General features: G+C 59.6%; 15 protein-coding genes and 1 pseudogene. 8 read left to right on the top strand and 8 right to left on the bottom strand.

Going from position 1 to position 14,800, the window contains the following annotated elements; all coding sequences use genetic code 11:
- Positions 1 to 206: 206 nt before the first annotated feature.
- The 3 genes from NHU87_RS18910 to rpoE are packed head-to-tail and all read right to left on the bottom strand — an operon-like array spanning position 207 to position 2,377.
- Entirely contained in the window at positions 207 to 1,169 is a 963-nt protein-coding gene (locus tag NHU87_RS18910) for a MucB/RseB C-terminal domain-containing protein (protein WP_253551527.1), read from the bottom strand.
- Between the two features lie 8 nt (positions 1,170 to 1,177).
- Complete coding sequence (locus tag NHU87_RS18905; RefSeq protein WP_253551525.1) at positions 1,178 to 1,765, bottom strand: sigma-E factor negative regulatory protein; 588 nt, start codon at positions 1,763 to 1,765, stop codon at positions 1,178 to 1,180.
- Positions 1,766 to 1,795: 30 nt separating this feature from the next.
- Positions 1,796 to 2,377 (bottom strand): RNA polymerase sigma factor RpoE, encoded by a 582-nt coding sequence (gene rpoE / locus NHU87_RS18900; protein ID WP_003172477.1) that lies wholly within the window; start codon positions 2,375 to 2,377, stop codon positions 1,796 to 1,798.
- Positions 2,378 to 2,937: 560 nt separating this feature from the next.
- On the opposite strand from rpoE, the gene nadB reads away from it, so the two are divergent.
- Positions 2,938 to 4,554 carry an L-aspartate oxidase gene (nadB, locus tag NHU87_RS18895; protein WP_253551523.1) on the top strand — a complete coding sequence of 539 codons (1,617 nt, stop codon included), beginning with the start codon at positions 2,938 to 2,940 and terminating at the stop codon, positions 4,552 to 4,554.
- Here nadB and NHU87_RS18890 read toward each other — a convergent pair.
- Positions 4,523 to 4,975: a protein YgfX gene (locus tag NHU87_RS18890; RefSeq protein ID WP_253551521.1), complete on the bottom strand. Its 453-nt coding sequence runs from the start codon at positions 4,973 to 4,975 to the stop codon at positions 4,523 to 4,525. The two genes, nadB and NHU87_RS18890, sit on opposite strands and share 32 nt — an antisense overlap.
- A complete protein-coding gene (locus NHU87_RS18885) occupies positions 4,959 to 5,213 on the bottom strand; it encodes a succinate dehydrogenase assembly factor 2 (protein WP_253551519.1) in 255 nt (84 codons plus the stop codon). The genes NHU87_RS18890 and NHU87_RS18885 overlap by 17 nt, the downstream gene beginning before the upstream one ends.
- A 150-nt stretch (positions 5,214 to 5,363) precedes the next feature.
- On the opposite strand from NHU87_RS18885, the gene ygfZ reads away from it, so the two are divergent.
- On the top strand, positions 5,364 to 6,305 hold the full coding sequence (ygfZ, locus tag NHU87_RS18880; protein ID WP_253551517.1) for a CAF17-like 4Fe-4S cluster assembly/insertion protein YgfZ: 942 nt from the start codon (positions 5,364 to 5,366) through the stop codon (positions 6,303 to 6,305).
- A 35-nt stretch (positions 6,306 to 6,340) separates the two neighbouring features.
- Complete coding sequence (locus NHU87_RS18875; protein ID WP_253551515.1) at positions 6,341 to 7,162, top strand: HDOD domain-containing protein; 822 nt, start codon at positions 6,341 to 6,343, stop codon at positions 7,160 to 7,162.
- Between the two features lie 90 nt (positions 7,163 to 7,252).
- Here NHU87_RS18875 and NHU87_RS18870 read toward each other — a convergent pair whose 3' ends face one another.
- Positions 7,253 to 8,641, bottom strand: coding sequence for a sensor histidine kinase (locus NHU87_RS18870; RefSeq protein WP_253551513.1), 1,389 nt, complete (start codon positions 8,639 to 8,641; stop codon positions 7,253 to 7,255).
- Positions 8,634 to 9,305 carry a response regulator gene (locus tag NHU87_RS18865; RefSeq protein ID WP_007898613.1) on the bottom strand — a complete coding sequence of 224 codons (672 nt, stop codon included), beginning with the start codon at positions 9,303 to 9,305 and terminating at the stop codon, positions 8,634 to 8,636. The genes NHU87_RS18870 and NHU87_RS18865 overlap by 8 nt, the downstream gene beginning before the upstream one ends.
- Positions 9,306 to 9,538: 233 nt before the next feature.
- Here NHU87_RS18865 and NHU87_RS18860 point away from each other — a divergent pair.
- The 5 genes and pseudogenes from NHU87_RS18860 to NHU87_RS18840 form a co-directional block, all read left to right on the top strand.
- Positions 9,539 to 9,736, top strand: a pseudogene (locus NHU87_RS18860) (outer membrane porin, OprD family); the annotation flags it as partial.
- 89 nt (positions 9,737 to 9,825) lie between these two features.
- A complete protein-coding gene (locus NHU87_RS18855; RefSeq protein WP_253551511.1) occupies positions 9,826 to 10,803 on the top strand; it encodes a Bug family tripartite tricarboxylate transporter substrate binding protein in 978 nt (325 codons plus the stop codon).
- A gap of 58 nt (positions 10,804 to 10,861) precedes the next feature.
- Positions 10,862 to 11,320, top strand: coding sequence for a tripartite tricarboxylate transporter TctB family protein (locus tag NHU87_RS18850; protein WP_253551510.1), 459 nt, complete (start codon positions 10,862 to 10,864; stop codon positions 11,318 to 11,320).
- A gap of 1 nt (position 11,321) precedes the next feature.
- Entirely contained in the window at positions 11,322 to 12,836 is a 1,515-nt protein-coding gene (locus NHU87_RS18845; RefSeq protein ID WP_253551508.1) for a tripartite tricarboxylate transporter permease, read from the top strand.
- Complete coding sequence (locus tag NHU87_RS18840; protein WP_253551507.1) at positions 12,829 to 13,869, top strand: AbrB family transcriptional regulator; 1,041 nt, start codon at positions 12,829 to 12,831, stop codon at positions 13,867 to 13,869. The genes NHU87_RS18845 and NHU87_RS18840 overlap by 8 nt, the downstream gene beginning before the upstream one ends.
- A gap of 130 nt (positions 13,870 to 13,999) precedes the next feature.
- Here the strand turns inward: NHU87_RS18840 and ung are convergent, their stop codons facing one another.
- Complete coding sequence (ung, locus tag NHU87_RS18835; RefSeq protein ID WP_253551506.1) at positions 14,000 to 14,692, bottom strand: uracil-DNA glycosylase; 693 nt, start codon at positions 14,690 to 14,692, stop codon at positions 14,000 to 14,002.
- Between the last annotated feature and the right edge of the window lie 108 nt (positions 14,693 to 14,800).

Here is a 14,800-nt window from a genome sequence, read left to right as displayed (position 1 = left end):
AGGAACACCGGAAACGATACGCCGGTATTTTTGTTCCGGGAACAACAAACAAGGCCAGAGCCGAGGGGTTCTGACCTATAAAAAATTTTCGGGATATTTGCAAATGAAAATGCTCGGCAAAACATTTCGAGGCATCAATGGCGGGACAGCCATTGCCGACCTCCCGCACCCTCCAGCCCCCCGATTGGAGAGCATGGCTGATCAGCTCACTGCTTGCTGGAAGCCGCGGCATCGTTGCGCATGGACAGCGCAATCCGTTCGGCGGTGCCAATCGGTATTTCACCGACCACGGTCACCATCATCTCGCCTTGCGGAGTAGTCAATCGCCGGGAGACAGCAACTGTTGGCCCTAACTGGGTGCGCGTATCAGTGACTGTTGCGCCATTCAACGGTTCAAGGAACACCGAGAATCGGGCCAGACCGTCGTCGAACATCAGACTCTTGACCTGGGCTTTGGTCTCCGGGTCCTTATGCGAGGTACTGCTGGTCAGCTCGAAACCTGGCGGTAGCCAGTCCGAATGCCAGACCTGCGCGGTTTTCACGGCGGAAGCCTTGTCACTGTCGAGGGAAATGGGTTTGCAATCGGAACCAGCCTGCAAATCGCTGTCGGAAGGCATCTGGGCAGTATCCAGTCGGGTGAACTGGAACCGCTCGAGCAGTTGCCCTTTGTCATTGAGCAACAATGACTTCAACGGCAAACCGGTTTCCTTGTCCAGATGCAGCTCAAAACCGTAGCGATGCTGATCGCGAGGCTTCAACGACACGATCACCGCCGAACGCCCGGCCACACGCGACTTGCCAATGACGGCAAGGTCATACCAATTCTTTAGCTTTTGTGGATCGAGTGCACGAGCGCTGGAGTTGGGTGTGTCCCCCAGCCCTGCTATCAGGGTGCCGCTCACGCATTGAGTATGCCCATCAATGCGCACGACTTCCTGTGCCGAGCCGTCGAGCTGGAGTAAACGCTCGCGGACCTTGCCATCCTGGACGCGATGCCAGATGTTATGGGTAGAGAAACTACCGTTACGCTCGTAGACGAAAGTACCGTGAAAGCTCTGCGTTTGCTCGGCCTGTCCCAGACGCTTCAGCCAGTCCTGGGCTTCATCGGCGTGGGCTGGAACAATAAACCAGCCACCGAGCAGAAGCGTAAGTAGAGGTATGGCGCGCATGATCCTCCTTAACGGTTTTCCAGGCTTGCTGCACGAGCGTAAGGCAGAGCGCTCTCAGTACCTTTCAGTGCAGCCTGTTGAGCATGTTGGCGCAAGTAACCTGGCAGACGCTGATCGTGCCAGCCTGGCTGACCTTGCAATACGCCGTTGGCCATCGGGCCAGTGGCTTCCGAACTCTCATTGTAGCCTGCCAATACAGCTGGGCCCTTGACCTGAGGAGCGGTCAAGCCCGGTTGACTCGATTGCTGGGCCAGTTCGACACCGGCGATCTCGTCCTGATTGTACAGACGCACACCCGCCAGCACGGCAACGGTGACCGAAGCAGCGACCGCCAGACGACCCAGGCTGCGCCATGGACCGCGAGAGGCTTTTGCCGGTACGGCTTCGTCAGCCAGCGCAGCAGAGACTGCCGCAGCGATGTCCAGACGAGGAAGCAACAAATCCTTGTGCATAACTGCCCGAGCGATCTGGTAACGAGCCCAGGTTTCGCGGGTTTCAACATCGTCGAAGGCATTCAATACCCGACGCAATTCCAATTCGTCCGCTTCGTTATCCATCACCGCGGACAGCGATTCCTGCAGGGCTTCACGACTCATGGCGTTCCTCTCTTGGCTGTCGCCGCTGTCTCAGTTTTCCTGCAACAACGGCTGCAGGGCTTTATCGATGGCTTCCCGAGCGCGGAAAATCCGGGAGCGCACGGTACCCACCGGACACTGCATGACGCTGGCAATGTCCTCGTAACTCAGACCATCGAATTCACGTAAAGTTAAAGCCGTACGCAAATCTTCTGGCAGTTGCTGAATGGTTCGATGGACGGTGCCTTCGATCTCATCCCGCAGCAATGCACGTTCTGGCGACTCGAGATCCTTGAGGCCATGATCGCCATCGTAGAACTCTGCATCCTCGGAACTGACATCGCTATCCGGCGGCCGGCGGCCGCGTGAAACCAGATAGTTTTTCGCCGTATTGATGGCGATGCGGTAAAGCCACGTATAAAACGCGCTGTCTCCGCGAAAATTACCAAGTGCACGGTATGCCTTGATAAAGGCTTCCTGTGCGACATCCTGGGCTTCATGGGTGTCGTGCACGAAACGCACGATCAACCCGAGAATTTTGTGCTGGTATTTCAGCACTAGCAGATCGAAAGCTCGCTTGTCGCCGCGTTGAACGCGTTCGACCAGCTGCTGATCCTCTTCCTGGGTTAGCATGAACACTCCTCGATAAGCTCGGAGGAGGCTTGCATCACTGAACGACCAGACTTGCAAACATAGACTCGGGCTTTTCGCAAAAGTTCTCCCCCCCTCCAAGCAAGTTTCCTGCGGGCTCTGATTTGGCACGCACGAAAAGCGCAGCGCGGAACAACCCGGCTGCGCGAATAATCTTGTCATCGGATTCGCCAGCTAAGGACCCAACCGCAAGTCCCGCACCGAAGCCGACGCTGTCCCTTGTTTCAGGCAACCGTCTATTGATCTTGGGCCTTTGGCAAAAGTTCCATATTTATAGCTGCCCGAAACCGACATTGTGCAACCGTGAAGAGAAAAAGACTGTTAAATCCACGATACAGTCGTTTTGTCGCCGAAGCAGTCCAAAAAACTTCCGACGAAGCGCTCAGACTTTTCCGTCATAGTAGTTTCACAATGCCATGCTGGCCCGGCTATTGTGCCGCTCCCCCCCTCTATATACTAGTGGGCTGTGTGGCTGTCTTGACTCGCCGATCCAGCTGTCTTGCGCCAACCCCGACCCGGGTCGCTTTGAGCGGAATCCTGAAATGAGCCAACAGTTTCAACACGATGTTCTGGTAATTGGCAGCGGTGCTGCCGGCTTGAGCCTTGCGCTGACCTTGCCCGGTCATTTGCGCATCGCCGTATTGAGCAAAGGCGACCTCGCCAATGGCTCAACCTTCTGGGCCCAGGGCGGTGTCGCTGCCGTTCTGGATGACACCGACACTGTCGAATCCCACGTCGATGACACCCTCAACGCCGGCGGTGGCCTGTGCCATGAAGACGCCGTGCGCTTTACGGTCGAGCACAGCAGAGAAGCCATTCAATGGTTGATCGACCAAGGCGTGCCCTTTACCCGCGATGAACAGTCCGGCACTGAAGACGGTGGTTTCGAGTTTCACCTGACCCGCGAAGGCGGTCATAGCCATCGGCGCATCATCCACGCTGCCGATGCGACGGGCGCGGCGATCTTCAGAACCCTGCTCGATCAGGCCAAGCAGCGTCCCAACATCGAACTGCTGGAGCAGCGAGTCGCGGTCGATCTGATCACCGAAAAGCGCCTGGGCCTTGAAGGCGACCGTTGTCTCGGCGCCTATGTGCTCAACCGCGGCACCGGTGAAGTCGACACCTACGGCGCGCGTTTCGTGATCCTTGCATCGGGCGGCGCGGCAAAGGTCTACCTCTATACCAGTAACCCCGACGGCGCCTGCGGTGATGGCATCGCCATGGCCTGGCGTTCAGGCTGCCGGGTGGCGAACCTGGAGTTCAACCAGTTCCACCCCACCTGCCTTTATCACCCGCAAGCCAAGAGTTTCCTGATCACCGAAGCCCTGCGCGGCGAAGGTGGCCACCTGAAGCTGCCCAACGGCGAACGCTTCATGCAGCGCTTCGATCCACGGGCCGAGCTGGCACCACGGGACATCGTCGCCCGCGCCATCGACCATGAAATGAAGCGCCTGGGTATCGACTGTGTCTACCTGGACATCAGCCACAAGCCCGAAGACTTCATCAAGACGCACTTCCCGACGGTCTATGAACGCTGCCTGGAATTCTCCATCGACATCACCAAACAACCGATCCCGGTGGTGCCGGCGGCGCACTACACCTGCGGCGGCGTAATGGTCGACCAGCGGGGCCGCACTGACGTGCCGGGCCTGTATGCGATCGGTGAAACCAGCTTCACCGGCCTGCATGGCGCCAACCGCATGGCCAGCAACTCGCTGCTGGAATGTTTCGTTTACGCCCGTTCGGCGGCGGCGGATATTCTTGAACAGTTGCCAGAAGTATCGATACCAACCGCCCTGCCCATTTGGGATGCGAGCCAGGTCACCGACTCTGACGAAGACGTGATCATTGCGCATAACTGGGACGAACTGCGGCGATTCATGTGGGACTATGTCGGCATCGTGCGCACCAACAAGCGCCTGCAACGGGCTCAGCACCGGGTACAACTGTTGCTGGACGAAATCGACGAGTTCTACAGCAACTACAAGGTCAGTCGGGATTTGATCGAGTTGCGTAACCTGGCGCAGGTGGCCGAGCTGATGATCCAGTCAGCCATGGAGCGCAAGGAAAGTCGCGGCCTGCATTACACCCTCGACTACCCGAACATGCTGCCGGTCGCCCTGGACACTATTCTGGTGCCGCCCACCTACGCCGACTGAACTTGAGCCGAACCCGCAGGCGTCGGTGCACATCCGCCGCCTGTGAATCGCGCGGCACACAGATCGCCCTGATCCGTCGCTCATCGCGCAGACGAAAACGCAGTACCACAATCAATGGCAGCGCCAAGCTGTCCGGCCGCAGCTGCACGGGCTGCCAACCCACCGCCTGATTCCACAACTGCCAACCATCGGCATCGCGACGCAAGCCGCGAAACGCCTGTGGGTGTGTCAGCAGAATCTGTCGCGGCAATGCCCTGACGCCATGAGCCAGACAGCAAAAAGCGCCGAGCAGACTGGCCCAGACGGGTATGGAAAGAAGAAACAACGAACCCAGCGCGAACAGCTGGGCCAGAAGATAGGCCGCCAGCAACTGCCGTGAGGCATGCCAGCGACATTCGAACGCATTACTTGGGCTGGACACGATCCAGGATCATCCGAACCATGCGTTGCAATTCCGGATCTTCAGATTCGCTGCGTTCCATGAACCAGCCGAACATGTCCTGATCCTCGCACGTCAGCAGACGGACATACAGATCGCGATCCACCTCGTTCAGCGTCGCGTAAACCTCCTGCACGAATGGCACCAGCAACACGTCAAGCTCAAGCATGCCGCGACGGCTGTGCCAAAAGAGGCGATTCAGTTCAACTTGTTCGACCATGGAGCCCTCCTCAAATTTGGCGGCAAGTATACAGCCCCGCGACGGGTCGCACAGTCGGCTTTGGTCACCCCCGTCGATCCTTTGTGAACTACCCATTTCATGGGCGCCCCCTTATGATGTCCCTCGGACTCTTTACCCCTGCGATGACCCATGGCCGATTCTGCTTTTTTCTGCACCCTGTCTCACGAAGGCGTTCTCGCGGTACGCGGCGCGGATGCCAGCAAATTCCTGCAAGGCCAATTGACTTGCAACCTTGATTACCTGAGCGACACTCAGGCCAGCCTTGGCGCGCGCTGCACGCAGAAAGGCCGGATGCAGTCGAGTTTCCGCATTCTGCTGGAAGGCGACGGTGTGCTCATGGCGATGGCCAGCGAACTGCTGGAGCCGCAACTGGCGGACCTGAAAAAGTACGCGGTGTTCTCCAAATCGAAACTGACCGATGAAAGTGCCCATTGGGTTCGCTTTGGCCTTGAGCATGGCGATGTGGCACTGGCCAGCCTGGGCCTGGAACTACCGGCAGAAACCGACAGCGTGGTACGCAATGACGGCCTGATTGCCCTTCGCGTCTCGCCGGATCGCGCTGAACTCTGGGTTCGCGCCGATCAAGCCGACACCCTCAAGGGCAAGCTGTCGGCTCAATTGGCCGAAGGTGAATTGAATCAATGGCTGCTGGGCCAGATCCGTGCCGGGATCGGTCAGGTCATGCCGAGTACCCGCGAGCTGTTCATCCCGCAGATGCTCAATCTGCAAGCCATCGGTGGCGTGAGCTTCAAAAAGGGTTGCTATACCGGACAGGAAATCGTTGCGCGCATGCAGTACCTTGGCAAGCTCAAGCGCCGGCTGTATCGCTTGAAACTGGAGGCCAGCGAATTGCCGGAACCCGGCACCCAACTGTTCTCCCCGACCCACGGCAGTTCGATCGGTGAAGTGGTGCTGGCCGCCCGCGCCGAGCAAAACATTGAACTCCTTGCGGTGCTGCAAGCCGAAGCGGCAGAAGATGGCAATCTGCACCTTGGTGCACTCGAAGGTCCGGGCCTGCATCTGCTCGACCTGCCTTACCAACTGGATCGTGATCGCGAAATCCAGCGTTAACAGCAGCACTTGTCGCAATACCCTAGAGAAAAGAAATGATCGAGCTGGCGGATAAGGTCCAACAGGATTTGGTTGAGGCCATCGATAACGATGACCTGGTTCTGCCAACGTTACCCGAAGTGGCCCTGCAGATTCGCAAGGCCGCCGAAGACCCGGAAATCAGTGTCAGTACACTGAGCAAAGTGATTGGCCGCGATACCGCGCTGTCGGCGCGTCTGATCAAAGTGGTCAATAGCCCGTTGCTGCGCGCGACCCAGGAAGTGACTGACCTGCACACGGCCATCACCCGGCTGGGCGTCAATTACAGCAGCAACCTGGCCATTGGCCTGGTGATGGAACAGATTTTCAATGCCCGTTCCGAAGTGGTGGAACAGAAAATGCGCGAGGTCTGGCGCAAGAGCCTGGAAATCGCCGGCGTCAGTTACGCGTTGTGCCGCAGTTATACGCAACTCAAGCCTGATCAGGCGGCGCTCGGCGGGCTCGTGCATCAGATTGGCGTACTGCCGATTCTGACCTACGCCGAAGATCACTATGAATTGCTGTCCGACCCGGTCAGCCTCAACCATGTGATCGACCGGATTCATCCGCTGCTCGGCGATAAATTGCTCAGGGTCTGGGAGTTTCCGGAAATGCTGGTGCAGTTGCCTGGGCTGTATCTGGATTTCAAGCGGCAATCGGAGCGGGTCGACTATGTCGATCTGGTGCAAGTGGCCAGCCTGTACTGCCACAAGGACACCGATCATCCACTGGCGCGTATCGACCCCTTCAGCGTGCCGGCCTTCCAGAAGCTGGGGATCGATCCGGAGAACAAGGCGATGTGCAAGAATCTGGAAGAGTCACGATCGATGTTTTATTAAGAGCTTCGCGGGCAAGCCTCGCTCCTACAAAGCATCGTACATACCTTGTAGGAGCGAGGCTTGCCCGCGAAGAGGCCATAACAAACACTATCACTCTCCCGCGATAAAACTCACCCGCACCTTCAACCCCGCCTGCTCGCCATCGTGCAGGCTGATTTGCGCCAGGTGAGCGCGGCAGATCTCGCCGACAATGGCCAATCCCAACCCCGATCCAGCCACTTGCTCGTTACGCCGATAAAAACGCTCAAACACCCGTTCCCGCTCTTCAAGCGGAATCCCCGGCCCATCGTCCTCGATTTCCAGCACCGCCGGCGCCATGACCCGCAGGATCACATTGCCGCCCGGCGGCGTGTGAGCCAGCGCGTTATCCACCAGATTGCTCAACAGTTCATTCAACAGCGTCGGCTCGCCGCGCAGCCACACCGGTTCGTCGGCTTCCAACGCCAGCGCCACGCCACGTGCATGGGCCAGCGGCGCCATGGCCATGCCCAGTTCCCGGGCCAACTGACTGAGGTCAAGCAACTGCGCACCGCCTTCGGCGATTGCTCGAGCGCCGTTCTCGACCCGTGCCAGCGAAAGCAATTGATTGGCCAGGTGAGTCAGGCGATCCGTGCCTTGGGCGGCGGTTTCCAGGGTGCTGCGCCAGGTTTCGGGTTCGTTCGACCGCAAGCCCAGTTCCAGTCGTGCTTTGAGCGCCGCCAACGGGGTACGCAATTCGTGGGCGGCGTCAGCAATGAACTGCGCCTGACGCTCGAACTGCCCGCGCAAACGCTCGGTAAAGTGATTGAGCGCACGCACCAGCGGCCCCAATTCGTGCTGCACTTCCACCAGCGGCAAGGGCCGCAAGTCATCGGGCTGACGCTCTTCCACCGCCGTGCGCAAGCGCTCCAGCGGACGCAGCGCCGCACTGACCGCAAACCACACCATCAGCAACGCACCGATCGCCAGCATGCCCAGACGCAACAACGTGTCGGCCATCAGGCTGCGAGCCATGCGGACCCGCGCTTCATCGGTTTCCGCCACGCGGATTTCCGCCATGCCGTTCATGTTTGGCTCGCTGACCGCTTTGAGCAGGCTGACCACTCGCACGTTCTGCCCTTGATAAGTGGCGTTATAGAAACGCGCCAGTGCCGGATAATCATCGGTGCGCGGGGTTCCCGGCGGCGGCGGTGGCAGGTTTTCGTAGCCCGAAATCAGCTTCTGATTGATGTCGTTGACCAGATAAAAAATCCGCCCGGCGCTGTCGTAGGCGAACGTATCGAGGGCCACGTAAGGCACGTTGGCGCTGAGGCTGCCATCGCGCTGGGACAGGCCCGCGGCGATGGTCCGCGCCGAGGCCAGCAAGGTCCGGTCATACGCGGTGTCAGCGGCTTCGCGGCCGTTCCAGTACGCGCTCAATCCACTGGCGAGCATCAGCACCACCAGCAGCAGCGCGAGGTTCCACAGCAGCCGCCAGCGCAGGCTGCTGGCCTTATGCATCGCGGCTTTCCAGCAGATAGCCAAGGCCGCGGAAGGTCACAATGGCTACCGGTTGACCGTCGAGTTTCTTGCGCAAGCGATGGACGTAGATTTCGATGGCATCAGGACTGGCCTCCTCGTCCAGACCGAACACTTGGGCCGCCAGTTGCTCCTTGCTCATCACCCGACCGGGACGGGCGATCAGGGCTTCGAGCACCGCCTGTTCGCGGGAGGTCAGGGTCAGCAATTCTTCGCCGAGGGTGAAGCGCCGGGTGTCCAGATCATAAGCCAGCACGCCACAACGCTGCTGGCGTTCACCGCCGAGCACACTGCGACGCAGCAAGGCTTTGACCCGGGCCTCGAGCTCGGTCAGTTCGAAAGGTTTGGCCAGGTAATCGTCAGCCCCAAGGTTCAGGCCGTGAACCCGATCCTTGACGTCGCTACGAGCGGTGAGCATCAACACCGGCAGGTTCTTGCCCCGGGCCCGCAGGCGCGCCAGCACTTCAAAGCCATCCATGCGCGGCAGGCCGACATCGAGGATCGCCACGGCGTATTCCTCGCTGCTCAAGGCCAGATCGGCCGCCACACCGTCGTGCAGCACATCCACGGTCAGCCCGGTGCTCTTGAGCGCCTGGGCGACACTTTCGGCAAGCTGCAGATGGTCTTCGACGAGCAGAACACGCATGGATCTTTACCTCATTCAGGGATGGTCGACGCCATTCTTTGGCGCGGAGTTTACAGCCGCATCCGTCGCTGTGAAGCCCGAAAACCGTGAAAGTAAGCTGAAAGGTTAGCGAAAGGTTGGCCGGTTAGAGTCCAGCCACGGACAGTTTCGACTGCCGTCGCTACCGCACATAGCGTACGAAAAACGCCTCGAAGCGTTTTCGCCAATAAGAACAATAAACGGAGTACGTCACCATGCTGTCCATGCAGCTTCAGGCTCGCCCGCCTGCGCGCTTTTCCCGCCTCAGCCACACCGCCCTTGCCAGTGCCGCCGCCCTCGCCGGCTTTTCGCCGTTAAGTCAGGCTGCCTTCTTCGAAGACAGTACGGCACCCTTCGAAACCCGCAACATGTATTTCAACCGCGACTTTCGCGACGGCACCAGCGGCCAGCGCCGATGAAGTGCGTCTGCTGGTGAGCTATAGCGTTGCCCTTTGGTAAACATCACGTTCAATAACAATAATGAATGCCCGTGGAGACTCAAATGAACTTATCACTGCGTAAAGTTGCTCTCGCCGCCAGCTGTGTGCTGTTTGCCGGCCAATTGATGGCCGAACCCAAACGCCCGGAATGCATTGCTCCGGCCTCGCCAGGCGGCGGTTTCGACCTGACCTGCAAACTGGCGCAAAGCGCGCTGGTCAACGAAAAACTGCTGACCAAGCCGATGCGCGTGACCTACATGCCCGGCGGTGTCGGCGCCGTGGCGTACAACGCGGTGGTCGCTCAGCGCCCCGCCGATGCCGGCACGCTGGTGGCGTGGTCCAGCGGTTCACTGCTGAACCTGGCGCAAGGCAAATTCGGTCGTTTCGATGAAACCAACGTTCGTTGGCTCGCTGCCGTCGGCACCAGTTATGGCGCCATCGCGGTGAAAAGCGATTCGCCTTACAAGACCCTGGACGATCTGGTTCAGGCGCTGAAGAAAGATCCGAGCAAAGTGGTGATCGGTTCTGGCGGTACTGTCGGCAGCCAGGACTGGATGCAGACCGCCCTGATCGCCAAGGCGGCCGGGATCAACCCGCGCGACCTGCGTTATGTCGCCCTCGAAGGCGGTGGTGAAATCGCCACTGCCCTGCTCGGTGGTCACATCCAGGTCGGCAGCACCGACATCTCCGACTCCATGCCACACATTCAGAGCGGCGACATGCGTCTGCTCGCGGTGTTCTCCGAGAAGCGTCTGGACGAGCCGGAAATGAAAGAGATTCCGACCGCTAAAGAGCAAGGCTACGACATCGTCTGGCCAGTGGTTCGCGGTTTCTACCTCGGGCCAAAAGTCAGCGACGAAGACTACGCCTGGTGGAAAGACGCCTTCGACAAACTGCTGGCCTCCGAGGATTTCGCCAAGTTGCGCGATCAGCGTGAACTGTTCCCGTTCGCCATGACCGGCCCGGAGCTCGACACCTACGTGAAGAAGCAGGTCGCGGACTACAAAGTGCTGGCCAAAGAGTTCGGCCTGATCCAGTGATCGCCTCTGTCTAGTGGCCATGACCCCGGTTCTCGGGGTCGTGGCCCAGGAGTTCCTCATGCTCATACAACGCATTTTCGCTTCGGTGCTGCTGCTGGCCTGTATCGGCCTGGCATTGATGGCGTGGCCGTATCAAGCGGCTTTTTCCTACGAACCGGTTGGGCCTCGGGCCTTCCCCCTGCTGATGCTCGCCCTGATGGGCCTGGCGTTGCTGTACATGGTGTTTCGACCGGCGCCGATCGTGCACAGCGACGATGACCCGAAACTGGACCGCGAAACCCTGACCAAAATCGGCATTTGCGTACTGCTGTTGCTGGTGTTCGCCGGGACCTTCGAACCCCTTGGTTTCATCGTCGCCAGCATTCTGATCGGAGTCCCGATGGCACGTCTGTATGGCGGCCGCTGGCTGCCTAGCGCGGTGATCATCAGCCTGATGGCCATCGGTCTTTATCTGCTGTTCGACAAGTTGATGGACGTGCCACTGCCGCTGGGCGTGCTCGACGTTCTGGAGAACTGACATGGATACTCTTGGCTATTTGGGTCAGGGCTTCGGCGTCGCGCTGAGCCCGTACAACCTGGTGACCGCGCTGTGCGGCACCCTGATCGGTACCGTCGTCGGGCTGTTGCCGGGGCTGGGTCCGATCAACGGCGTGGCGTTGCTGATTCCGATCGCGTTCGCCCTTGGCCTGCCGCCGGAGTCGGCGCTGATCCTGCTGGCGGCGGTGTACCTGGGTTGCGAATACGGCGGCCGGATCAGCTCGATCCTGCTGAACATTCCGGGCGAAGCCTCCACCGTCATGACCACCCTCGACGGTTACCCGATGGCTCGCAAAGGCCTGGCTGGTGTAGCGCTGTCACTGTCGGCGTGGAGTTCGTTCATCGGTGCGTTCATCGCGACGTGCGGCATGGTGCTGTTCGCTCCGTTGCTGGCGAAATGGGCGATTGCCTTCGGACCGGCGGAGTATTTCGTGCTGATGGTGTTTGCGATTGTCTGTCTCGGCGGCATGGCCGGTGATCGACCGCTCAAGACCTTCATTGCAGCGCTGATCGGTCTGTTTCTGTCGAGCGTCGGGATCGACGCCAATAGCGGCGTATACCGTTTCACCGGGGATAACATTCACCTGACGGACGGCATTCAGTTCGTTGTGCTGGTATTGGGTTTGTTCTCCATCAGCGAAATCCTTCTACTGCTGGAAAAAACCCATCACGGCCAGGAAGCGGTGAAAGCCACCGGGCGCATGATGTTCAACTTCAAGGAAGCCGCGGCAGTGTTCGTGGTGAACATCCGTTGCGGTGTGCTGGGTTTCATCATGGGGGTGTTGCCGGGTGCCGGCGCGACATTGGCCAGTGCTGTGGCCTACATGACCGAGAAACGTATCGCCGGCGCCAAGGGCACGTTCGGACAAGGCGACATGCGTGGCCTCGCGGCTCCGGAAACCGCCATCGGCGGTGCAGCCTGCGGTGCATTGGTGCCGATGCTGACCCTCGGCGTTCCGGGTTCGGGTACCACGGCGGTGATGATCGGCGCGCTGTCGCTGTACAACATCACCCCGGGACCGCTGTTGTTTCAACAACAACCGGATATCGTCTGGGGCCTGATCGCGTCGTTGTTCGTGGCGAACGTGATGCTGGTGATCCTCAACATCCCGATGATCCGCATCTTCACCCGCATCCTCGCCGTGCCGAACTGGGCGCTGGTGCCAGTGATCGCGATCATTACCGGGATCGGTGTCTATGCGGTGCATGCCACCACGTTCGACCTGTTCCTGATGATCGGTATTGGTATCTTCGGTTACATCCTGCGCAAGCTAGACTTCCCGTTGTCGCCCGTGCTGCTGGGCTTCATCCTCGGCGGTCTGATGGAACAAAACCTGCGTCGCGCCCTGTCGATTTCCAACGGAGCACTGGAAATCCTCTGGTCGAGCCCGATCACGTTCGGTTGCTGGGTACTGACTGCAATCATGTTGCTGATGCCGCTGCTGCGTATCTGGCGCAAACGTTCGGTCGCCCGGCGCGCTATCGCCGATGTCTGATAGGACCCCCTTCAAAAGCTGGTGGGGAACCCCGCTGGTCGGTCTGCTGGGCGGTTACCTCGCCAGCCAGATCGGCTGGCCACTGCCGTGGATGGTCGGCTCGTTGCTGGCGATCATCCTGGTGCGCTGTCTGACGCCCTGGCAATTGGCGGAAATCCCTGGCGGCCGCAAGTGCGGCCAGTGGATCGTCGGCATCGGCATCGGTCTGCACTTCACCCCGGGGGTGATGGAGCAGGTGTTGAGCCACTTCGGTTTGATCTTCTTCGGTGCGTTGGTCACCAGCCTGTCCGCGGTGGTCGGGGTCTGGTTGATGCGGCGCACCGGGGAAGATCGCGCCACCGCGTTCTTTTCCAGCATGCCTGGCGGCTCCGGGGAGATGGTCAATCTCGGCGCCCGCAACGGCGCGGTGCTCAGCCGTGTCGCGGCGGGGCAGAGTTTGCGGGTGCTGGTGGTGGTGCTATGTGTGCCAGCTGCGTTCAAATATTTACTGGGCGACGGTACGCCGATCGCCCATGCCGGCAGCGTCGATTGGCGTTGGCTGGCGATTTTGTTTCCGGCGGGCGCCCTGCTCGCCTGGATCTGGCAACGATTGCGTCAACCTAACCCCTGGCTGTTCGGGCCGTTGCTGGTGAGTGCAGCGGTAAGCATTGCTTGGGACCTGCACATCGGTCTGCCCAACGGCGGCAGTCAGATTGGCCAGTGGCTGATCGGCAGCGGGTTGGGGTGTCACTTCAATCGGCAGTTCTTTCGGCGGGCACCGTCCTTCATGGGCCGAACCCTGCTTGGCACGGTGTTGACCATGTTGATCGCCACTTTGGCGGCATTGGGTTTGAGTGCGCTGACCCATCTGGATCTGCGTTCGCTGACACTGGGCATGATGCCCGGCGGGATTGCCGAGATGAGCCTGACAGCGGAGACCCTGCAATTGTCGGTGCCGTTGGTGACGGCGATGCAGGTGATGCGATTGTTGTTTGTGTTGTTTCTGGCGGAACCGTTGTTTCGGTATTGGAACCGGGAGCCGGATTCGCCCTGATATGAGTCCTGTGGCGAGGGGGCTTGCCCCCGTTCGGCTGCGAAGCAGTCGTAAAATCTGAGGAATTCGGTGTGGCCGGTTTTGGGGCCGCTACGCGACCCAACGGGGGCAAGCCCCCTCGCCACAATCTTCAGACCGCCGGCAACCGCCACTCGATCGGCGTCTCGCCATTCTGTTCCAGAAACTTGTTCGCCCGGCTGAAATGCCCGCAACCGAGGAAACCGCGATAGGCGGACAGCGGCGACGGGTGGACGGAGGTGAGTACCAGGTGTTTGGTGGCGTCGATGAGTTTCTGCTTGCTCTGGGCATGCGCGCCCCATAGCAGGAACACCAGATGTGGCTGGTGCTCGCTGACCACTTCGATAACCCGGTCGGTAAAATATTGCCAGCCCTTGCCCGCATGGGCATTGGCATTCGCGCGTTCCACGGTCATGGTGGTATTGAGCATCAACACGCCCTGCTCTGCCCAGCTCTGCAAGTGGCCATGGTTGGGAATGTCGATGTTCAGGTCGCGCTTCAACTCTTTATAGATGTTCACCAGCGACGGCGGTGCCGGCACGCCCGGTTGCACCGAGAAGCACAACCCATGGGCCTGACCCGGGCCGTGGTAAGGGTCTTGACCTAGAATGACCACTTTGACCTTGTCCAGCGGCGTGGAATTGAGCGCGTTGAAAATCATCGGTCCGGGTGGATAGATCTCTTTGCCCGCCGCGCGCTCCTGTTGCAGAAATGTGCGCAACTCTGCCATGTACGGCTGGTCGAATTCGGCACGCAGTGCCTCCTTCCAGCTCGATTCGAGTTTGATACGGTCGTCAGCAGTCATGGTTACATCCGGCAAAAACAATGGGGCGAACCCTAGGAAACCCTATCTCGCTTGTCAATTGATCTGACGCAGATCCGGCACTTTCCTAAAGAGCGATCATACTGAACG

This window comes from Pseudomonas mandelii (assembly GCF_024138395.1).
Taxonomy (GTDB): domain Bacteria; phylum Pseudomonadota; class Gammaproteobacteria; order Pseudomonadales; family Pseudomonadaceae; genus Aquipseudomonas; species Aquipseudomonas mandelii_E.
The sequence above is the reverse complement of the archived record's forward strand: the minus strand, read 5'-3'. Positions and strand labels throughout refer to the sequence as shown.